The organism is Mycobacterium sp. Marseille-P9652 (assembly GCF_902652685.1).
Taxonomy (GTDB): domain Bacteria; phylum Actinomycetota; class Actinomycetes; order Mycobacteriales; family Mycobacteriaceae; genus Mycobacterium.
The window spans coordinates 1-21,582 of record NZ_CACRUY010000049.1 but is presented as its reverse complement, the minus strand read 5'-3'; the positions used below and the strand labels follow the sequence as shown (position 1 = coordinate 21,582).

At 69.8% G+C, this 21,582-nt stretch carries 15 protein-coding genes; 9 read left to right on the top strand and 6 right to left on the bottom strand.

What is annotated here, in order from left to right; translation table 11 throughout:
* Positions 1-3: 3 nt before the first annotated feature.
* Positions 4-606 (bottom strand): translation initiation factor IF-3, encoded by a 603-nt coding sequence (gene infC / locus GPY60_RS21045; protein WP_156689651.1) that lies wholly within the window; start codon positions 604-606, stop codon positions 4-6.
* Between the two features lie 444 nt (positions 607-1,050).
* On the opposite strand from infC, the gene lysX reads away from it, so the two are divergent.
* The 5 genes from lysX to GPY60_RS21020 all read left to right on the top strand — a co-directional run bounded on the left by lysX (position 1,051) and on the right by GPY60_RS21020 (position 7,785).
* Positions 1,051-4,371 (top strand): bifunctional lysylphosphatidylglycerol synthetase/lysine--tRNA ligase LysX, encoded by a 3,321-nt coding sequence (gene lysX / locus GPY60_RS21040; RefSeq protein ID WP_197283777.1) that lies wholly within the window; start codon positions 1,051-1,053, stop codon positions 4,369-4,371.
* Positions 4,372-4,448: 77 nt separating this feature from the next.
* A complete protein-coding gene (locus GPY60_RS21035) occupies positions 4,449-5,939 on the top strand; it encodes an alpha/beta hydrolase (protein WP_197283776.1) in 1,491 nt (496 codons plus the stop codon).
* Position 5,940: 1 nt separating this feature from the next.
* On the top strand, positions 5,941-6,360 hold the full coding sequence (locus tag GPY60_RS21030) for a DUF6653 family protein (RefSeq protein ID WP_197283775.1): 420 nt from the start codon (positions 5,941-5,943) through the stop codon (positions 6,358-6,360).
* 10 nt (positions 6,361-6,370) lie between these two features.
* Positions 6,371-6,601, top strand: coding sequence for a hypothetical protein (locus GPY60_RS21025; RefSeq protein WP_156689633.1), 231 nt, complete (start codon positions 6,371-6,373; stop codon positions 6,599-6,601).
* Between the two features lie 2 nt (positions 6,602-6,603).
* Positions 6,604-7,785: a winged helix DNA-binding domain-containing protein gene (locus tag GPY60_RS21020; RefSeq protein WP_156689648.1), complete on the top strand. Its 1,182-nt coding sequence runs from the start codon at positions 6,604-6,606 to the stop codon at positions 7,783-7,785.
* Between the two features lie 278 nt (positions 7,786-8,063).
* Here the strand turns inward: GPY60_RS21020 and uvrA are convergent, their stop codons facing one another.
* On the bottom strand, positions 8,064-10,976 hold the full coding sequence (gene uvrA, locus GPY60_RS21015; RefSeq protein ID WP_156689632.1) for an excinuclease ABC subunit UvrA: 2,913 nt from the start codon (positions 10,974-10,976) through the stop codon (positions 8,064-8,066).
* A 121-nt stretch (positions 10,977-11,097) separates the two neighbouring features.
* Here uvrA and GPY60_RS21010 point away from each other — a divergent pair, with 121 nt between their 5' ends.
* The gene (locus tag GPY60_RS21010) at positions 11,098-11,775 is read left to right on the top strand and encodes an MBL fold metallo-hydrolase (protein ID WP_156689631.1); all 678 of its coding nucleotides are present in this window, start codon (positions 11,098-11,100) and stop codon (positions 11,773-11,775) included.
* 7 nt (positions 11,776-11,782) lie between these two features.
* On the opposite strand, the gene GPY60_RS21005 is transcribed toward GPY60_RS21010, so the two are convergent.
* Positions 11,783-12,226, bottom strand: coding sequence for a universal stress protein (locus GPY60_RS21005; protein WP_156689630.1), 444 nt, complete (start codon positions 12,224-12,226; stop codon positions 11,783-11,785).
* 311 nt (positions 12,227-12,537) lie between these two features.
* Between GPY60_RS21005 and GPY60_RS21000 the strand changes: the two genes are divergently transcribed.
* Both GPY60_RS21000 and GPY60_RS20995 read left to right on the top strand, forming a co-directional pair.
* Positions 12,538-14,115, top strand: coding sequence for a glycosyltransferase family 39 protein (locus GPY60_RS21000; protein WP_156689629.1), 1,578 nt, complete (start codon positions 12,538-12,540; stop codon positions 14,113-14,115).
* 39 nt (positions 14,116-14,154) lie between these two features.
* Complete coding sequence (locus tag GPY60_RS20995; protein WP_156689628.1) at positions 14,155-14,874, top strand: MgtC/SapB family protein; 720 nt, start codon at positions 14,155-14,157, stop codon at positions 14,872-14,874.
* Between the two features lie 2 nt (positions 14,875-14,876).
* Here the strand turns inward: GPY60_RS20995 and GPY60_RS20990 are convergent, their stop codons facing one another.
* The 3 genes from GPY60_RS20990 to GPY60_RS20980 are packed head-to-tail and all read right to left on the bottom strand — an operon-like array spanning position 14,877 to position 20,593.
* Positions 14,877-16,310: an MFS transporter gene (locus tag GPY60_RS20990; RefSeq protein ID WP_156689627.1), complete on the bottom strand. Its 1,434-nt coding sequence runs from the start codon at positions 16,308-16,310 to the stop codon at positions 14,877-14,879.
* Positions 16,307-18,463, bottom strand: a complete 2,157-nt coding sequence (uvrB, locus tag GPY60_RS20985; protein ID WP_156689626.1) for an excinuclease ABC subunit UvrB — start codon at positions 18,461-18,463, stop codon at positions 16,307-16,309. Before uvrB ends, GPY60_RS20990 begins: the two co-directional genes overlap by 4 nt.
* Positions 18,464-18,523: 60 nt before the next feature.
* Positions 18,524-20,593: a serine/threonine-protein kinase gene (locus tag GPY60_RS20980; RefSeq protein ID WP_156689625.1), complete on the bottom strand. Its 2,070-nt coding sequence runs from the start codon at positions 20,591-20,593 to the stop codon at positions 18,524-18,526.
* Positions 20,594-20,820: 227 nt separating this feature from the next.
* Here GPY60_RS20980 and GPY60_RS27215 point away from each other — a divergent pair.
* Positions 20,821-21,582 (top strand): FHA domain-containing protein (locus tag GPY60_RS27215; RefSeq protein ID WP_370462785.1); only part of this gene is annotated, 762 nt, incomplete at its 3' end.

Sequence of the window (21,582 nt, the reverse complement as noted above, 5' to 3'; positions counted from 1 at the left end):
TGGTCAGTTCGGTGACGCGGCGGTGTCGCCTGCCGCGTCCGCGTCGGGCGCCGGTCCCGCCCCTTCGGGGTGCCGCGCCCTGGCGCGTGTCTTCGCGCCGCGGTGCGGTGCCAGCACCATCGTCATGTTGCGACCGTCCTGCTTGGCGGACGTCTCGACGAATCCGTAGTCGGCGACGTCGGCGCCGAGCCGCTGCAGCAACCGGTAGCCCAACTCGGGCCGGGACTGCTCACGCCCGCGAAACATGATGGTCACCTTCACCTTCGATCCGGCCTCCAGGAAGCGGATGACGTGACCCTTTTTCGTTTCGTAGTCGTGGTCGTCGATCTTCGGTCGCAGCTTCTGTTCCTTGACGACGGTCTGCTGCTGGTTCCGGCGGGATTCGCGCGCCTTCTGGGCCGTCTCGTATTTGAACTTGCCGTAGTCCATGATCTTGCAGACTGGCGGTCTGGCATTCGGGGCGACTTCGACGAGATCGAGGTCGGCGTCCGCGGCAACGCGCAGCGCGTCTTCGATGCGCACGATGCCTACCTGCTCCCCCCCTGGGCCTATCAATCGGACTTCAGGTACGCGGATGCGCTCGTTGACGCGGGTCTCAGTGCTGATGGGGCCTCCCTTGTTGGGCTTCTGGATCGATCGCCACCAGAGCCCGGGCCCGTCCGATCGCAGTCCGAGTGAAAACACCACGCCATCAGCAAGAAAGCCCTGCACCAGCAGGGCCCAATGCCGACCGATCGCGGCCCGAACAGACGGTTCGGGACGCCCGCGTTGCTCGCGGAACAGGCATGCGCGACGCCTGTGACCGGACCGTTTCGCCTGTGGCTAACGGTGGGAGTGGGACTCCACTTAACTGTTCCTGGCCTTCGCCGGGATGGTCGCGGAGGCAAGTTTAGCAGCCGTGAGCCGCCTTCCTGTACTTCCGCGCACTTCCACGGGGGCCGGGCAAACCCGAGCCGAGCCGTGCGCACGGGCAAACATGACAAATCGCACTGGGCGACTCTCGCGGCATCGTCAGGAATTTCACGGATTAAAGGCATATCCTCGCGGTCTGTGACACTCGCTTCTACTCGCCCGGGAAGCCGGTCCCGATCCCGGTTCCGCTGGGTTCCGGCGGCCGCGGGATGGACCGTCGGCGTCATCGCCACCCTGTCCCTGCTGGCGAGCGTGTCACCGCTGATCCGCTGGCTGATCAAGGTTCCGCGGGAGTTCATCAACGACTACCTGTTCAACTTCCCGGACACCAGCATCGCGTGGTCGTTCGTGCTGGCCCTGCTGGCCGCGGCGCTGACGGCGCGCAAGCGGATCGCCTGGGTGCTGCTGCTCGGCAACATGGTGCTGGCCGCCGTGCTGAACGCCGCCGACATCGCCGCCGGCGGCAACACCGCCGCCGAGAACTTCGGCGAGAACCTCGGATTCGCGGTGCACATCGTGGCGGGCGTCCTGCTGGTGCTGGCCTACCGCGAGTTCTGGGCGAAGGTTCGCAAGGGTGCCCTGTTCAAAGCGGCGGCGGTGCTGGTGATCGGCGACGTCATCGGCATCCTGGCGTCGTGGGGCCTGGTCGAGATGTCCCCGGGGACGCTCGCCCCCGATTCCCGGTTCTGGTACGTGGTGAACCGGGTGGTGGGGTTCTCCATCGTCGATCCCGACGCGTTCACCGGCAGGCCGCACGTTTTCCTCAACGCGATTTTCGGACTGTTCGGCGCGCTGGCGCTGATCGCGGCGGCGATTGTGTTGTTCCAGTCGCAGCGCGCCGACAACGCCCTGACGGGTGAGGACGAGTCCGCGATCCGCGGACTGCTGGAGCTCTACGGCAAAAACGACTCGCTGGGCTACTTCGCCACCCGCCGCGACAAGTCGGTGGTGTTCGCCCACAGCGGCCGGGCGGCCATCACCTACCGCGTCGAAATCGGGGTGTGCCTCGCCAGCGGCGACCCCGTCGGCGACCCGCGGGCCTGGCCACAGGCCGTCGACGCGTGGCTGTCGCTGTGCCAGACGTACGGCTGGGCGCCGGGCGTCATGGGCGCCAGTTCGCAGGGGGCGCAGGCGTACCGCGAAGCGGGCCTCAACGCCCTGGAGTTGGGTGACGAGGCGATCCTGCGCACCGCCGACTTCAAGCTGTCCGGGCCGGACATGCGCGGCGTGCGTCAGGCCGTCACCCGGGCCCGGCGGGCCGGCCTCACCGTGCGCATCCGGCGCCACCGCGACATCTCGCCCGACGAGATGGCGGCCACCATCTCGCGCGCAGACGCGTGGCGCGACACCCAGACCGAGCGCGGGTTCTCCATGGCGCTCGGCCGCCTCGGCGACCCGGCCGACGGGGACTGCCTGCTCGTCGAGGCCATCGGGCGCGAGGGCGAGGTGGTGGCGATGCTGTCGCTGGTGCCGTGGGGCAGTACGGGAGTGTCGCTCGACCTGATGCGCCGTTCGCCCCAATCCCCCAACGGCACCATCGAATTGATGGTCAGCGAGTTGGCGCTGGGCGCCGAGACCCTCGGGATCACCCGCATCTCGCTGAACTTCGCGATGTTCCGGTCGGCGTTCGAGCAGGGCGCCCAGCTGGGCGCCGGCCCGGTCGCCCGGCTGTGGCGCGGCTTCCTGCTGTTCTTCTCGCGGTGGTGGCAGCTCGAGACGCTGTACCGCTCCAACATGAAGTACCAACCCGACTGGGTACCGCGGTACGCCTGCTACGAGGACGCCCGGCTGGTGCCGCGCGTGGGCGTCGCCTCGGCCCTCGCCGAGGGATTCCTCGCCTTTCCCTTCAGCCGGCGCAAGACGCACACCGGACATCACCCCGCGGTGCCGGCCCGGCTGGCCGAATCGGGCTTGTTGCACCACGACGGGTCGGCGCCCGACGTGAGCGAGCTGCAGCGCCGCCGCGACGCCGCCGAGGCCAGCGAATCCCGGGCCCGGTTGCCGGAACAGGTGCGGGTGCGCCTGACCAAGCTGAAGACGCTGCAGAACAAGGGAGTTGACGCCTATCCCGTCGGGTCCCCGCCCAGCCACACCGTCGCCCAGGCGCTCGATGCCGACGACCAGGACAACGTGTCCGTGTCGGGCCGGATCTTGAGGATCCGCGACTACGGCGGTGTGCTTTTCGCGGAGCTGCGCGACTGGTCCGGGGAAATGCAGGTGCTGCTCGACAATTCGTGCCTGACGCAGAGTCGCATCGCGGACTTCACCGCGGCGATCGATCTCGGCGACCTGGTCGAGATGAGCGGGCACATGGGCTTCAGCAAGAACGGCACCCGCTCGTTGATCGTGTGCGACTGGCGGATGATCGGAAAGTGCCTGCGGCCCTTGCCGAACAAGTGGAAAGGGCTCACCGACCCCGAGGCCCGGGTGCGAACCCGATACGTCGACCTGGCGGTCAACCCCGAGTCACGCGACCTGCTCAAGGCCCGCAGCGGCGTGTTGCGTTCGGTGCGGGAAACGCTGTTCGCCAAAGGGTTCATCGAGGTCGAGACCCCCATGCTGCAGCAGGTCCACGGCGGGGCCACGGCACGGCCGTTCGTCACGCACATCAATGCCTACGACATGGACCTGTTCCTGCGCATCGCCCCCGAGCTCTACCTGAAGAGACTGTGCGTGGGTGGCGTGGAGCGGGTGTTCGAACTGGGCCGGGCGTTCCGCAACGAGGGCGTCGACTTCAGCCATAACCCGGAGTTCACCCTGCTCGAGGCCTACCAGGCGCACGCCGACTACACGGTGTGGATCGACGGCGCCCGCGAAATCATCCAGAACGCCGCGCAGGCCGCCCACGGCGAGCAGACCGTCCTGCGCCCCCGCTCCGATGGCGATGACCGCCTCGAGCGGGTCGACATCTCCGGCGTGTGGCCGGTGAAGACGGTGCACGAAGCCATCTCCGAAGCGCTCGGTGAGCACGTCGACCCCGACACTCCCCTGGCCACCCTGCGCAAGCTGTCCGACGCCGCCCGGATCCCGTACCGTGCGCACTGGGACGCCGGCGCCGTGGTGCTCGAGCTCTACGAGCACCTGGTCGAGGACCGGACCGAGAAGCCGACGTTCTACATCGACTTCCCCACTTCCGTCTCGCCGCTGACCCGGCCGCACCGCAGCGTGCGCGGCGTCGCCGAACGCTGGGACCTGGTCGCGTGGGGCGTCGAGCTGGGCACCGCCTACAGCGAGCTCACCGATCCGGTGGAGCAGCGCCGGCGCTTGCAGCAACAGTCCCTGCTGGCCGCGGGCGGCGACCCGGAGGCGATGGAACTCGACGAGGACTTCCTGCAGGCCATGGAATACGCCATGCCGCCGACGGGCGGCCTCGGGATGGGCGTAGATCGGCTCGTCATGCTCATAACCGGCCGCAGCATTCGCGAGACCCTGCCGTTCCCGCTGGCCAAGCCGCATTAGCGGAACTCCCTCGGCCGCGCGACCCGCCGGCGAACACTGAAGTGAATATGTTCCAGTCGTGTTAACAATGCCTCACAATGAGTGACGTGACAGCGTCCCCGCCCCTCGCCGCGGCGCAGTTGCTCGCAAGCGGTCACACCTCGTTGATGCACGGCTGGGTGCCCGCCGTTGTCCAGCTGACGGCGGGCGTGGTGCTCGCCGCCGCCGTCGGCTGGCGGTCGCGGCGCTGGCGGACGGTCTGGCTGCCCGCGGCCGCCGTGGTCGGGGGTTGCGTGGCCTACGGGACGCACTGGTACATCGTCGATCGCGGCCTCGCCGAGGAACCGGCACCGTCCGCGCTGTGGGCGTGGATCGCGTTGGCGGGCATGGCCACCGCGATGCTGATCGTCGGGTGGCGCACGGCACGCCCCTGGCGGCGCGGCGCCGCGCTGCTCTCGGTGCCGCTGTGCCTGCTGAGCGCGGCGCTGGTGCTCAACCTGTGGGTGGGTTACTTCCCCACCGTGCAGGCGGCCTGGAGCCAGCTGACCTCCGGACCGCTCCCCGATCAGACCGACCGGGCGACCGTCACCGCGATGGCCGCGAGAGGGGCGCGGCCCCCGCACGGCAGCGTGGTGCCGGTGGTGATCCCCTCGGACGCATCGCATTTCAAGCATCGCGGTGAGCTGGTGTACCTGCCGCCGGAATGGTTCGTCAGTAATCCGCCGCCGCGGCTGCCGACGGTGATGATGATCGGCGGGCAGTTCAACACGCCCGCCGACTGGACCCGGGCCGGCAACGCGGTCAAGACGATCGACGACTTCGCGGCCACACACGACGGCAAGGCGCCGGTGCTGGTGTTCGTCGACTCCGGGGGCGCCTTCAACAACGACACCGAATGCGTCAACGGCGTGCGGGGCAACGCCGCCGACCACCTGACCAAAGACGTTGTCCCCTATATGGTCTCGGCTTTCGGCGTCAGCCCCGACCGCTCGCACTGGGGCGTCGCCGGCTGGTCTATGGGCGGGACCTGCGCCGTGGATCTCACCGTCATGCACCCCGAGCTGTTCAGCGCCTTCGTCGACGTGGCCGGGGACTTCTACCCCAACGCCGGCACCAAGGCGCAGACCATCGCGCGGCTGTTCGGCGGAAACGCCGCCGCCTGGGCGGACTTCGACCCGACGACGGTGATGCAACGGCACGGCCGGTACAGCGACGTGGCCGGCTGGTTCGCGATCTCGTCGGACGGGCCGCCCCCGCCGCGCCGCGACTTCGCCATGGGCGACATCGGCGCCGCCCGCCTCGCCGGCCGGGAGGCCGCCGCCAATCCGGGCAACCAGACCGCGGCCGCCTATTCGTTGTGCGGGCTCGGTCTCGCCAACGGGATCGATTGCGCCGTCGTGCCGCAACCGGGCAGGCACGACTGGCCGTTCGCCGACCGCGCCTTCGCGGCCGCCCTGCCGTGGCTGGCCGGCCGGCTTGGCACCCCGGGCGTTCCCCGGATTCCGCTGCCCGCCGCGTCCCCGCCCTCGCCACCTGCCGGCGGCCCGGTCGTCGTGGCGGCGCAGCGCTCCGGCCCCGCCAAGCGATAGCGTGCCCCTCGTCGCGCGGGTCCGCCGAGCCATCTTCGCCCGCCACTGCCACCCGTGGAGCGCCTGGACCCGATGGGCGAGCGCGCCGCTGATCCTGGTCCCCGTCTGGACGCGACGGTGGCGCGAGGCCGCGCTGGTCGCCCTGTGGCTGGCCATCAATCCGTTCGTCTTCGGCAAGCCGCCGCACCAGCGGGCATGGGCCACCCGCGCGATGCTCGGCGAGGAACTGTGGATCAGCCGGCGGCCCCGCGATGCCGCCGTGGCGGTCAGCGCCGTGACGTCGGCCGCCGCGGTGGCGGCGCTGGTCGCCGCCCGCCGTCGCCGACTGCGGACGGCCGCGATCGCGGTCGCCGTGCAGATGGCACTGACCCTGGTGTATTGGCAACAGATGGTGCGCTACTTCGAACGCGCGGCGCAGTAGCGTGTCGGCTATGCCCGACGAACCCACCGAACGCGATCCCGGGTACGACAGCGCCGGCGTGCCGACCTTCGACTCCGTGCGCGAGAAGATCGAGAACCGCTACGCCACCGCGCAGGGCGCGGCCGAACTCGACGCCGAGTCACCCGAGGGCCGGTCCGTCGAGGAGGAGTACGAGGAACGCCAGCGGGCGGCGGCCGAGCGGCTCGCCCAGATCCGCGAGTCCATGCGCGACCAGCGGTGAGCCTGCGCAGATTCACCGTCGCCGAACGACGGAACAGGCTGGCGCGCAGGCATTTTCTTTCGGCAGCGAGCGACCCGCCGATCGCGGCGGTGACCACCGGTCTCGTCGGACTCCACGCGAGTGACCCGGCGACGCCCTACTTGTCGCTGTGGGCCCGATCGCCGGGATTCGTCACCGCCGACCTCGACGCCGAATTGTACGAGAGGCGCTGCGCGGTAAGGCTTCTCGCGATGCGCCGGACGCTGTGGGTGGTGGGCGCCGACGACCTGCCGACGGTCCGGTCGGCGGCCGCCGACCGCGTCGCGGCCAACGAACACCGCCGCCTGGTGAGCGACGTGCGCAAGGCGGGCGTGGCCGACGACGGCGAGGCGTGGGTGGTGCGGGCCTGCGCCGCGGTGCTACGACACCTCGCCGAGCACGGACCGGCTACGAGCACCGAGATGCGTTCCGCGCTGCCCGAGCTGGCCGGGACCTACAACCCCGCGCCCGGAAAGCCCTGGGGCGGCGAGGTTCCGCTGGCGCCGCGCGTGCTGACCGTGATGTCGGCCCGCGGCGACATCGTCCGCGGCCCCAATGACGGCGCCTGGACCACCTCCCGGCCACGCTGGGCCACCGCCTCGTCCTGGCTGACGTCCAACGGCGAGCCGGTGCCCGCCGGCGCCGCCCAGGCCGAACTGACTCGCCGCTGGCTAACCGCCTTCGGCCCCGCCACCGTCGCCGACATCAAGTGGTGGTTCGGCACCACGCTGACGGCCGCGCGCAAGGCGCTCGCCGAGATCGGCGCCGTCGAGGTCGACCTGCACGGCGGCCCTGGCTGGGCGCTGGCGGACGATCTGGAGACCGAACCCGAACCGCCGCCCTGGGGTGCGCTGCTACCCGGGCTCGACCCCACCACTATGGGCTGGTTCGAGCGCGACTGGTATCTCGGCGAGCACCGCGCGCAGGTCTTCGACCGGAATGGCAACGCCGGGCCGACCGCCTGGTGGAACGGGCGCGTGGTCGGCGGCTGGTACCAGGACGACGACGCCCGCGTTCGGCTGCAACTCCTCAACGACCCGGGGGCATACGGGAGGCGGACGCTGGAACGACGGGCCGAGGAGTTGACCGCGTGGCTGGACGGCGTGCGCGTCAGTCCCCGGTTCCCGTCACCGCTGTCGAAGGCCGGCGCCGCCGCGGGCCTCTGAGCGAAACTGCGGCGTGCATTCGGGCTAGGCGCCACGCCAATCGAGACTGCGCCCACGTCGGGAAATTCAGGAAAATCACGCGCTGAGCGCAGGCTCGGCGCCGTGAATTCAGGCTCGACGCGCTGAGTGAGGCTCCGGCGTCAGGGCTGGGCTAGGCGCCCCGCCGATCGAGACTGCGCCCACGTCGGGAAATTCACGTAAATCAAGCGCTGAGCGCAGGCTCGGCGCCGTCAGCGCAGGCTCGGCGCGCTGAACGCACGCTCGACGGCATGACCCGATCAGGCAGTGACCTTGCGGCGCCTGGGCGTCCGCCGCGGCGGCTCGGCCCGGCCGACGACCTCGGCCAGGAACTTGCCGGTGTAGCTCTCGGGCACCGCCGCGATGTCCTCCGGCGTCCCTTGCGCGACAACGGTTCCGCCCTCGGCGCCGCCCTCCGGGCCCATGTCGACGATCCAGTCCGACGTCTTGATGACGTCGAGGTTGTGCTCGATGACGATCACCGTGTTGCCCTTGTCGACAAGGCCGTTGATCACCTTGAGCAGCTTGCGGATGTCGTCGAAATGCAGCCCGGTGGTCGGCTCGTCGAGGATGTAGATGGTCCGCCCGGTCGAGCGCTTCTGCAGTTCCGCGGCCAGCTTGACGCGCTGCGCCTCGCCGCCGGAGAGCGTCGGGGCCGGCTGCCCGAGCCGGACGTAACCGAGCCCCACGTCGACCAGGGTGCGCAGATAGCGATGGATCCCGCTGATCGGCTCGAAGAACTCCGCCGCCTCCTCGATCGACATGTCCAGCACCTCGGAGATGGTCTTGCCCTTGTAGTGCACCTCGAGGGTCTCCCGGTTGTAGCGCGCGCCGTGGCACACCTCGCACGGGACGTAGACGTCGGGCAGGAAGTTCATCTCGATCTTGATGGTGCCGTCACCGGTGCACGCCTCGCAGCGGCCGCCCTTGACGTTGAACGAGAAGCGGCCGGGTTGGTAGCCGCGGACCTTCGCCTCGGTGGTGGCCGCGAACAGCGTGCGGATCTTGTCGAACACCCCGGTGTACGTGGCCGGGTTCGACCGGGGCGTGCGCCCGATCGGCGACTGGTCGACCCGGACCAGTTTGTCCAGATGGTCCAGGCCGGTGACTCGGGTGTGGCGGCCCGGCACCTGCCGGGCGCCGTTGAGACGGTTGGCCAGCACCGCGGCCAGGATGTCGTTGACCAGCGTCGACTTGCCCGATCCGGACACGCCCGTCACCGCCGTCAGCACCCCGAGGGGGAATGAGACGTCGATGTCGCGCAGGTTGTGCTCGCGCGCACCGACGACGGTCAGCTGACGCTTGCGGTCGACCGGACGCCGGATCGCGGGGAGTTCGATGCTTTCCCGGCCGGACAGGTAGGCCCCGGTGATCGAGTCCGGGTTGGCCAGCAGGTCGGCGTAGGTTCCACTGTGCACGATGTGGCCGCCGTGCTCGCCGGCCCGCGGGCCGATGTCGACGATCCAGTCGGCGTGGGCGATGGTGTCCTCGTCGTGCTCGACGACGATCAGGGTGTTCCCGAGATCCCTTAGGCGCGTGAGGGTTTCAATCAGGCGGCGGTTGTCGCGCTGGTGCAGCCCGATCGACGGCTCGTCGAGCACGTACAGCACGCCCACCAGGCCCGAGCCGATCTGCGTGGCCAGCCGGATGCGTTGGGCCTCACCACCCGACAGCGTGGCCGCGGCGCGCGACAGCGACAGGTACTCGAGCCCGACGTCGAGCAAAAAGCCCAACCGCGACTGGATCTCCTTGAGCACCTGTCCGGCGATCGCCTGCTCGCGCGGGCCCAGCGTGAGCGCGTTGAGGAAGTCGGCGCAGTCGGAGATGGACAGCTCGCACACCTCGGCGATCGACATGTTGCCGCGCTGGCCCTTGGATCCCCCGGCCAGGGTGACCGCCAGGATTTCCGGCTTGAGCCGGGTGCCCTCGCACACCGGGCAGGGCACGTCGCGCATGAAGCCCTCGTACCGCTCCTTCATCTGCTCGGACTCGGTCTGGGCCATCTTGCGCTGCAGGAACGCCAGCACGCCTTCGAAGTCGGCGTAGTAGGAGCGGGTGCGGCCGTACCGGTTGCGGTACCGCACGTGCACCTGATGGTCGGAGCCTTCGAGAATCGCCTTGCGCGCTTTGGCCGGTAGCTTGCGCCAGGGCGTGTTGACGTCGAAGCCCATCTCCTCGCCGAGGCCGGCCATCATGCGGATGAAGTACTCCGCGGTGTGGCCGGTCGACCACGGCGCCACCGCGCCGTCGGCGAGCGTGCAGTCGGGGTCCGGCACCACCAGGTCGGGGTCGACCTCCTTGCGGATGCCGAGGCCGCTGCACTCCGGGCAGGCGCCGTACGGCGAGTTGAACGAGAACGACCGCGGCTCCAGGTCGTCGACGGCCAGCGCGTGCCCGTTGGGGCAGGCCAGCTTCTCGGAGAACCGCTGCTCGCGGTTGTGGGCGTCGTGCTCGTGGTCGACAAACTCCAGCACGACGATGCCGTCGGCCAGGTTCAGCGCGGTCTCCACCGAATCGGTGAGCCGCTGCTTGGCGCTGGCCTTGACGGTGAGGCGGTCCACCACCACCTCGATGTCGTGCTTCTCCTGTTTCTTCAGCTTGGGCGGGTCGGTCAGCGGGTGCACCACGCCGTCGACCCGCACCCGGCTGTAGCCCTGGGCGTTGAGCTTCTCGAAGAGGTCGGCGAACTCGCCCTTGCGGGTGCGCACGACCGGGGCGAGCACCAGGAACCGGGTGCCCTCGGGCATCGCCAGCACCTGGTCGACGATTTGCTGCGGCGTCTGGCGGGCGATCCGCTCGCCGCAGACCGGGCAGTGCGGCGTGCCGGCGCGCGCGTACAGCAGGCGCAGATAGTCGTAAACCTCGGTGATGGTCCCGACGGTCGAGCGCGGGTTGCGGTTGGTCGACTTCTGGTCGATCGACACCGCCGGCGAGAGGCCCTCGATGAAGTCGACGTCGGGCTTGTCCATCTGGCCGAGGAATTGACGGGCGTAGGCCGACAGCGACTCGACGTAACGGCGCTGGCCCTCAGCGAAGATCGTGTCGAAGGCGAGCGACGACTTGCCCGACCCCGAGAGCCCAGTGAACACGATCAGCGAGTCACGCGGCAGGTCGAGATCGACGCCCCGCAGGTTGTGCTCGCGGGCGCCTTTGACGATGAGGCGATCAGCCACGCTGCCCTCTTTCGGTGAATCATCGGCTGCTGGAGACGTGCCGTCGTGGTCCATGCGCACGGCGCATCCCATGCTATGTGCCCATACCGACAAGCATCGTTTGACCAGTAACGTGGCCGCTATGACTGCCGTGATCGACCACTACACCGGACACGTCGACCCTGGTACCGCGGCCCGCCGGACCCTACCCGGCGCCACGATCCTAAAGGCGTCGGTGGGCCCCATGGACAACAACGCGTATTTGGTGACGTGTTCCGCGACGGGCGAGACCCTGCTGATCGACGCCGCCAACGATGCGGACGTCCTACTCGGGCTGATCCGGGAGCACGCGCCCAAAGTGTCGCTGATCGTCACCAGCCATCAGCACTTCGACCATTGGCAGGCGCTGCAGGCCGTGGCGGAGGCGACCGGTGCCCCGACCGCCGCCAGCGAGATCGACGCCGAGCCGCTGCCGGTGCGGCCCCAGCGTTTGCTGTCGGGTGGTGACACGGTCCGCATCGGGGAGCTGACCTTCGACGTCATCCACCTGCGCGGCCACACCCCGGGGTCCATCGCGCTGGCGCTCGACGGCCCCGCGACGGGCGGGGTCACCCAGCTGTTCACCGGCGACTGCCTGTTCCCGGGCGGCGTCGGCAAGACCTGGCAGCCGGGGGACTTCGAGCAACTGCTCGACGACGTCACGACGCGCGTTTTCGATGTCTACTCCGACGACACCGTCATCTACCCCGGCCACGGCGACGACACCACGTTGGGCGCGGAGCGCCCGCACCTGGCGGAATGGCGGGAGCGGGGCTGGTAGGCCCGGCTCAGCTCGTGGTGTGCACGATCAGCACGTCGACCTTCGCGCGCCGCGAGACGTTGGCCGGCACGGAACCCAGCAGCCGGCCCGCGATCGTGCTCAGGCCGACGTTGCCCACGACCAGCAGGTCGGCCTTCTCGTCCTCGGCCAGCTTCACCAGTGCGTCGACCGGGGCCCCCACGATCGGCCGCTCGTCGACGTTCTTGGCACCGGCCGCATGCGCCCGTTCCTTCGCGTCTTGCAGGATCGAGTAGATGGGCGCGGTACCCGAGACCTTGTAGCTCTCGGAGCCCAGCGCATCGGCGGCCCGCGTGTCCTCGTGCTGCGGTAGGTACGCCGACGCGACGATCAACTTGGCGTCCGCCCCGGCGATCTGCGCCGCTCGGTCCACCGCACGCATCGACGAGTCCGAGCCGTCGGTTCCTACCACCACGGTCCGATAGGCGCCCATTTACCCTCCCAGTTTCGGTTGGTCAGCCAACCAAAGACAGTATCGCGTTTGCCCGAAACTGAGGAGTAGATGAACGACACAGCGTGGCGCGGGGTCGCCAGCATTTGCGGCCGAGCGCTGCGGCAACGGACAATATCGGCGGTGACGCAAAAATCGCAATCCCCCGCAGGGTGCGTAAAGCCTTGGATAACGGGTCATTTGGCAAATTGCGCGCCTGCGGGTGCAAATGGACGAGGCCAAATATCGGACGGGATGCGCAAAAAGGCCGAAGTGACGCGATTCGGCAATCCGGCCCTACAGTGACAACCATCATGGCAACCACCGTCGACGAACGCGCCCCCGGCCTGGCCGGCGACCCGGCGGCCGTGCGTCCGCGGGGCGGTCGGCTCGACCCGTGGGCGGTCGCGATTTTCGCCACCGCCGTCAGCGCCGCCTGGGCGTGCCGGCCGTCGCTGTGGTTCGACGAGGGCGCCACCATCTCCGCCTCGGCCAGCCGGACGCTGCCCGAACTGTGGAATTTGCTCGGTCACATCGACGCGGTGCACGGGTTGTACTACCTGCTGATGCACGGCTGGTTCGCGATCTTCCCGCCGACCGAGTTCTGGTCGCGCCTGCCCAGCGCGCTGGCGGTCGGAGCGGCGGCCGCCGGGGTGACGGTGTTCACCCGACGATTCGCGCCATACCCCGCCGGGCGGCCCACGGCGGTTTGCGCGGGCGTGCTGTTCGCGGTGCTGCCGCGCACCACCTGGGCCGGCATGGAAGCGCGATCGTATGCCTTCGCCGTGGCCGCGGCGATCTGGCTGACGGTGTTGCTTCTGGCGGCCGTGCGGGACAACCGGCCGCGATTGTGGGCCTGCTACGGGCTGGCTTTCGCGCTCTCCATTTTGCTCAACGTCAACCTGGTGCTGTTGCTACCGGTGTACGGCGTGCTCGTATGGCTGTTGTCCCGCAAGGACTTTCGCGGCCCGACCGTCATCCGGTGGGCCGTCGCGTCGGCGGTCGCCATCGGGATCATGACGCCGTTCATCCTGTTCGCGCACGGCCAGGTGTGGCAGGTCAACTGGATCTACCCGGTCAGCTGGCATTACGCCTTCGACATCGTCCAGCGGCAGTACTTCGATCACAGCATCCCGTTCGCCGTGCTGTCCGCGGCCGTCGTCGTGGTGGACGTCGCCGACCGGCTGGCCGGCGCGCCGGCGCCGGCCAGCGACATGCGGCGCCTGCTGATCGTGTGCGCGGTGTGGATCCTGCTTCCGACCGCGCTCGTCGTCATCTACTCGGCCGTCAGCGAACCGATCTACTACCCGCGTTACCTGATCTTCACGGCACCCGCGGCGGCCGTCATGCTCGCCGTCTGCATCGTGACCATCGCCCGCAAGCCGTGGCCGGTGGCCGCTGTCGTGCTGCTGTTCGCCGTTGCCGCGCTGCCCAATTACCTGTTCACGCAGCGCTGGCCGTACGCCAAGGAAGGCTGGGACTACAGCCAGGTCGCCGACCTCATCGGCTCACACGCCGCCCCCGGCGACTGCCTGCTGGTGGACAACACCGTGCCGTGGCGACCGGGACCGGTTCGCGCCCTGCTGGCCACCCGGCCGGCGTCGTTCCGGTCGCTGATCGACGTCGAGCGCGGCGCCTACGGGCCCAAGGTCGGAACGCTGTGGGACGGCCACGTCGCCGTGTGGTTGACGACGGCCAAGATCAACAAATGCCCGACCCTGTGGACCATCACCGACAAAGACCGGTCGCTGCCCGACCACCAATCGGGACCGTCGTTGCCGCCCGGGGTATTCGGGCGATCGCCGGCATACCGGTTCCCCAGTTACCTCGGTTTTCACATTGTCGAGCGCTGGCAGTTTCATTACTCGCAGGTGGTGAAATCCGTCCGGTAAATGCCGCGTGAAATGGCGATTTCCGGGTAGATGACGGGCATGCACACCTGGTTGGCCGCGCCGTTGCTGGGCGGAGAGGTGCAAGGCGTCCGCCACGTCGTCGAGTTGTTCGCGGCGTTCGGGCTGACAGCGCTCATCGGCCTGGAGCGCACCATCCAGGGCAAGAGCGCCGGTCTGCGGACCCAGACGATCGTCGGCACGTCGTCGGCGTTGATCATGCTGGTCAGCAAGTTCGGCTTCTTCGACATCGTTCACGAGGGCACCGTCTTGCTCGACCCGTCGCGGGTGGCGGCCCAAATCGTCTCCGGCGTGGGCTTTTTGGGCGCCGGCATCATCATCACCCGCCGCGGCGCCGTGCACGGGCTCACCACGGCGGCGGCGGTCTGGGAATCGGCCGCGGTCGGCATGGCGGTGGGCGCCGGCCTGTTGCTGCTGGCGATCGCCGTCGTGGCCCTGCACTTCGTGAGCGCCCTGGCCTTCAGCGCGGTGGAGCGGCAGCTCGCGGCGCGGCTGCGCGGAACCACCAGGCTGCACGTCGTCTATGCCAACGGCCGCGGCGTGCTGCGCGAGTTGCTGCGGGTCTGCGGGCAGTGGGACTGGCAACTCACCGAACTCGACGCCGACCCGCACGACATCGACAACGGCGAGGTGGCCGTGACGATGACACTGTCCGGGTCCAGGATCGCCCAGGCGACGGACGCGTTCGGCGAGGTCGACGGGGTGGTCGCCGTCATCCGCGGCGACGAAGAGTCGGACTGACCTCAGCGCAGGGTCTTCACCCCGGCGCTGGGGACCCCGCGGAGCTGGGGACGTGTCGCGCGGTAGCTGCAGACGGCGCCGGCGGCGCTCAACGCGGTGAACACCGTGAACAGCCAGCGGGCCGCCGCGACGTCGCCGCCGTGGGCCGCGTTGACGACCACGCCGGCCAGGCCGGCGCCGAACGCCGCGGAGATGAGCTGCACGGTGTTGATCGCCGCGGCGGCCGCGCCGCCCTCCGCGGGGTCGTCCACCGAGTCCATCGCGCGCGCCGACAGGTGCGGCCACGCCATCCCGATGCCGACGCCGTCGAGCAGCAGGGCCAGCGCCCACAGGGCGACCACGCCGGCCGACGCGTCGCCGCGCTGGGTCAGCGCGCCCAACGCAAGCCCGCACGCCACCACCGGCGGGGCGGCGGTGATCACCCACCCGACGGTTCGCGGATTACGCAGCGAGGCGCTGACGATCTCGCTGACCGTCCACCCGACCGCCACCGCCGCGCCGAGGAAACCGGCGGCGACCGGCGTCAGGTGCGCCAGCTCCTGACCGAATAGCGGCACGTAGATGTCGACCATCGCGCCGGCCATCAACACGCCCATGGTCAGGTAGATCCACTTCAGCGGTCCCCGGCCGAAGACGCTGGGGGGCAGCACCGACGCGCGTGCGCGCCGGTCGGCGGCGACGAAGGCACCGATGAGCGCCACGCCGCCGAGCAGCAGCCCGGCGGTGGCGCCGGCGGCGCGGGGGATCTGCGCGACGCTGACGGCCAGCGCCGCGGCGCCGACGAGCACCAGCGACCGGACCGGCACCCGCATCGCCACCGTTGGCGTCGCGGGGCCTTCCCCGCGCGTCGGCAGGGCGATCGGCACCAGGACGCCCATCGTCGCCGCCAGCGCGGCCATCGCGACGAAGGCCCAACGCCACAGACCGAACTGCGCGAATAGCCCGCCCGTCGCTGGCCCGACCACGGTTGCCACGCCCCACATCGCCGACACGAGCGCCGAACCGCGGGTCCACAGCGAGCGGGGCAGCGCGGCGTTGATGACCGCGTAGCCGAGCCCGGCCAGCAGTCCCCCGGCCACACCCTGCAGGGTGCGCCCGGCGATGAGGACCTCCATCGTGGGCGCCGCCCCACACAAGAGGCTGGAAACGCCGAAGAGGGTCAGCCCGGCCAGGTATGACGAGCGCGCACCGATGCGCAGCAGAATGGGGTTGACCAGCGTCGCCGCCACCACCGATCCGACCAGGTAGAGCGTCGTCACCCAGGCGTACAGACGGCTGCCGCCGATCTCGGCGACGGTATTGGGCAGCAGGCTGCTGGTCAGGAACTCGTTGGTGGCGTAGAGCGCGACACCGCCGGCCAGGACGACCGACGCGCCCAGGTATCGGGGACCCAGCAGCTCCCGCCAGCTGCCGTCGGCGTCGCCGGTGCCGGTCACTTGAGCCCGGCGGCGTCCATCCCCCGCAGTTCCTTCTTGAGGTCGGCGATCTCGTCGCGGAACCGGGCGGCCAGCTCGAATTGCAGATCGCGGGCCGCGGCCATCATCTGCGCGGTGAGGTCCTTGATGAGGTCGGCCAGCTCGGCGCGCGGCATGCCCGCGGTGTCGCGGCCCTCGAACACCCCCGCGCTCACCACGCGGCCCGGCTCTCCGGGGGCGCGGCGGCCGCGGGAGGCGTTGCGCCCCGAGCCGCCGATCCCGACGTCGGTGTCGTCCGCCTCGCGGTAGACCTGGTCGAGGATGTCGGCGATCTTCTTGCGCAGCGGCTGGGGGTCGATGCCGTGGGCCTCGTTGTAGGCGATCTGCTTGGCGCGGCGTCGCTCGGTCTCGTCGATGGCCTCTTTCATCGAGTCGGTGATCGAGTCGGCGTACATGTGCACTTCGCCCGAGACGTTGCGGGCGGCGCGGCCGATGGTCTGGATCAGGCTGCGCGTCGAGCGCAGGAAGCCCTCCTTGTCCGCGTCGAGGATCGCCACCAGCGACACCTCGGGCAGGTCCAGGCCCTCGCGCAGCAGGTTGATGCCGACCAGCACGTCGTACTCGCCCAGCCGCAGCTGGCGCAGCAACTCCACCCGGCGCAGCGTGTCGACCTCGGAGTGCAGGTACCGCACCCGGATGCCCATCTCGAGCAGATAGTCGGTGAGGTCCTCGGCCATCTTCTTGGTCAGGGTGGTCACCAGAACCCGCTCGTCGGCGGCCGTGCGTTTGCGGATCTCGCCGATCAGGTCGTCGATCTGCCCCTTGGTCGGCTTGACGACCACCTTGGGGTCGACCAGGCCGGTCGGGCGGATGACCTGCTCGACGAACTCGCCCCCGGACTGGCTGAGCTCGTAGGGGCCCGGCGTCGCCGACAGGTACACGGTCTGCCCGATCCGGTCGGCGAACTCCTCCCAGGTCAGCGGCCGGTTGTCGCATGCGGACGGCAGCCGGAACCCGTATTCGACCAGGTTGCGCTTGCGGGACATGTCGCCCTCGTACATGCCGCCGATCTGCGGCACGGTGACGTGCGACTCGTCGATGACGAGCAGGAAGTCCTCGGGGAAGTAGTCCAGCAGCGTCGCGGGCGGCGAGCCGGGCCCGCGGCCGTCGATGTGCCGGGAGTAGTTCTCGATGCCCGAGCAGAAACCGACCTGGCGCATCATCTCGATGTCGTAGTTGGTCCGCATCCGCAGCCGCTGGGCCTCGAGCAGCTTGCCCTGGCGTTCGAACTCGGCGAGCCGCTCTTCGAGCTCGGCCTCGATGGTCGAGATCGCCTGCGCCATCCGCTCGGGACCGGCCACGTAGTGGGTGGCCGGGAAGATGCGCAGCGCGTCGACCTGCCGGATCACCTCGCCGGTCAGCGGGTGCAGGTAGTACAGCGCCTCGATCTCGTCGCCGAAGAACTCGATGCGGACAGCCAGCTCCTCGTACGACGGGATGATCTCGACGGTGTCGCCGCGCACCCGGAACGAGCCGCGGGTGAACGACAGGTCGTTGCGGGTGTACTGGACGTCGACCAGCAGGCGCAGCAGGCCGTCGCGCGGCACCTCCATGCCGACCTGCAGCTCGACCGAGCGGTCCAGGTAGGACTGCGGGGTGCCCAGGCCGTAGATGCACGAGACCGAGGCGACCACCACGACGTCGCGCCGCGACAGCAGGCTCGACGTCGCCGAATGCCGCAGCCGCTCGACGTCGTCGTTGATCGAGCTGTCCTTCTCGATGTAGGTGTCGGTCTGCGCGATGTACGCCTCGGGCTGGTAGTAGTCGTAGTACGAGACGAAGTACTCGACGGCGTTGTGCGGCAACATCTCCCGCAGCTCGTTGGCCAACTGGGCGGCCAGGGTCTTGTTCGGGGCCATCACCAGCGTGGGGCGTTGCACCCGCTCGATCAGCCAGGCGGTGGTCGCCGACTTTCCGGTGCCGGTGGCGCCCAGCAGGACGACGTCGCGCTCCCCCGCCCTGATCCGCCGTTCGAGCTCGTCGATCGCGGCGGGCTGGTCGCCCGCCGGCTCGTGCGGGCTGACCACCTCGAAGCGACCGCCCGTGCGGACGACCTCGTCGACGGCGCGATACTCCGAGTGCGCGAGCACCGGATGTTCAGTCGCGAAAGCCATAGCAACAGGTTAGAACGCGCCACCGACAACTCGTGTTCCGCGAGCGTGCGAGGAAGCCCGTCAGCCGGCGGGGCGCGCCCACGTGCGGGTGACGGGGTCGCACTCGAGCAGGTGCCCGTCGTTCGAGGTGGTCATGGCGAACACCGCGAGCCCGGGCCGGTCGCATGAGCTGCCGGAGGCGTGCACCCCGGTGGTGATGGGAGCCCTTGCCCAGCTGCTGCCCTCGCAGACGATCTGCTCGTTGTTGGTCGGGTCGTACGCCAGCTTGTCGATGTCGCTGCACAATCCGCCGAGGACGGGCGGCGAGCCCGGGGTCGACGGCGGGTTGGTCGTGTTGACCGCCTGCGCCGGGTCGGCCATGGATAGGCCGGCCGGGACGTCTCCGGTCCGGTTGGCCACCACGGGAACGCGCACGACGGCGCCCTGCGCACCGCAGTCGTTGCTGAGCACCGTCTCGGTGACCGTGCCGCGCAGCGTGCCGTCGGCCTGGGGCGCGAGCGACCACGCGATGGTCTCCTGCTGCGTCGCGCCGGCCGGGCCGCCGGGCTCGGCGCAACTCACCCGCTCTTGCTGGGGCGAGCCCTGCCAATATCCCCCGACGAAACGCAAAGTGTCCGTTCGGCCGCCGTCGTCCGTGCTCGCCTTCCGATGATCGGCGTCGTCGAGCTTGACGGCGGTCGCCGCGCACCCCTTCGTCGTGCACACCGACTTGAAGGCCCACCAGTTGGTCTTGGCGCCGTCGTGATGGATCGGGATGCCGTTGGCGATCTGCTTGCTGCGGTCGTACGTCAGCTGATAGATGCCGCTGAGCGCCGGGCCCCCGGACCGCACCGGCGCGGCGCTGGGCGCCGGAACCGACGGCCTCAACGCCAGCGACGGATTGCCCGGCGAACCGTCCGGCTGGACCGAGTAGAGGACCGACCACGTCGCCGCCACGGCGATGAGCACCGCGCACACCAGCGCCGTCGCCCACCGGGCGCGCGACGAGAACCGTTGGCGCAGCGCAATACCGACCCCACGCCGCCGGTGCGGAGCGACCGGGGCCGCGCCAGGGTCGGCCCCGTCCGCGTCGTCGTGCATGGCGTCGACCCGCTCGCTCAGGGCGGCGGCGAAGGCGCGGCACCGCTCGAACCTGTCCGCGGGGCGCTTGGCCAACGCCGTGCTGAACACGTCGTCGAGGGCCGCCAGCTCCGGGCGGTAGTCGCTGAGCAGCGGCGGATCCTCGTGCAGGTGCTGGCTGATCACCGCGATCGGATTGGAGTGCTGGAACGGCGGAGTACCGGTGAGCAGATGGAAAGCCGTTGCGGCCAGGGCGTATTGGTCGGCGCGCCCGTCGATGTTGCCGCCGGTCAGCTGCTCGGGCGCCGCGTAGGCGACCGTCCCCACGGCGACGTTGGTCTCGGTGATCCCGCTGATGTCCCCGAGGTGCCGCGCAACACCGAAGTCCGCCAGCACGATTCGGCGTTCCCCGTCCTCGGGATGGGTGAGCAGGATGTTGGCGGGTTTGACGTCGCGGTGCAACAGCCCGCGGTCGTGGGCGTAGTCGAGTGCGCCGGCGACGGCCTGCACGATCGCGGACACCTCGTCGATCGGCATCCCGTCGGAGTAGCGCTCCTTCACCAGTCGAGCCGCGTCGGTGCCCTCGACGTAGTCCATCGAGATCCACAGCTGACCGTTGAACTCTCCGCGGTCGTGGACGCCGACGATGTGTGGGTGCCACAGCGTGGCGGCGAGATCGGCCTCGCGGTTGAACCTTTCGCGGAACTCGGGGTCCGCGGTCACGGCTTCGGCCAACACCTTGATGACGTCGCGCCGCGGCAACCGGGGATGCAGGGCCAGGTACACCTCGGCCATCCCGCCGGCGCCCAGCTGCCGCAGGATCGTGTACCCGGCGAACGGCGAGCCGTTGGCCACCGCGAGCCGCGACCCGCTGACGTCACCGCGCGGCGGCGCCGCCTCCGGCTCCACGTTCGGGGTCGAGCTGACCGGGGGCACGCGGCGGAAGAAGTGCGCGACCGTCGCCGAGGGCAGCGACTGGAAGCCCGCCCGCAACGCCTCGCGGGCCTGCCGGGGGTTGCTCAGCAGCCGCCGTCCGTCCAGGCGTCGCGTCGTGCCCTTGTGCTCGTCCATCTCACCCCCTCGTTCCCCGCGCCTGTCGGTAATCGTCTCCGTTCGCCTGCCCGCTGGACGCGTGCGTTGACGCGGACGTCAGCGGGCGCCCTTTCGAATGATGCCCGACTCCGGTGGGCGATTGGCCGTTGCAAGCTATGAGGTAGCTATGAAGTGGCCCAATCGAAATAAAGCCAAATCACAGGCGGGTCCCATGGGAAGCACTCGCGGCGCGGACCGATACTTGAGTGGTGAATCGACCCGCCCCGCCTGTCCTGACAGTCCGGTACGACGGGTCGCAGCGTTCGTTCGCACCCGGCTACGAGGTGATCATCGGGCGCGACGCGCAGGCCGACGTGCGCATCGCGGACCCGCGGATCTCGCGGGCGCACCTGATCGTCCGGTTCGACCAGGGCCGCTGGCTGGCAATAGACAACGGTTCGCTGAACGGTACCTACCTCAACGGCTACCGGATGCCCGTCGTCGACATTCACGACGGCCAGAGCATCCATGTCGGTAACCCGCAGGGCCCCTGCCTGACCTTTGCGATCGGCCCCCAGCAGGGACAGACCAGCCGCCCGCGCCAGACCCGGCTGCGGCACGACTCGGGACCGCCCACCCTGGCCTGGTCCGCGCTGCCCGAGCAAACGAATCCCATCCCGCCGAGGGGCAACCCGGGGGGCGCTGCGGGCGCCGCCGGCCGCGGTGGACGGGGGGTAGAGGGGGGGGGGGTTGTTGCGTTTGGGGGGGCCGCCACCGGGGAGGGGGAGGGAGCCGCCGCCGTAATCGCTGGAGACGTACACCGACAGCGACAGCGATCCCGGCGCGGTCGGGTCCGTCGCCGGTTCGATGATCAAGTACGTGCTCGTGACGTCGGACGGCTTGATATGGGGGGTCTGGGGCGCGCCCCGCATGATGCCGACGGTCTTGGTGACGTCGAACCGGGAAAGGTCCACCGGAACCGCCCCATCGGCCGAACTCTTGGCGGAGCTCGTCGGATCGCCGTACCC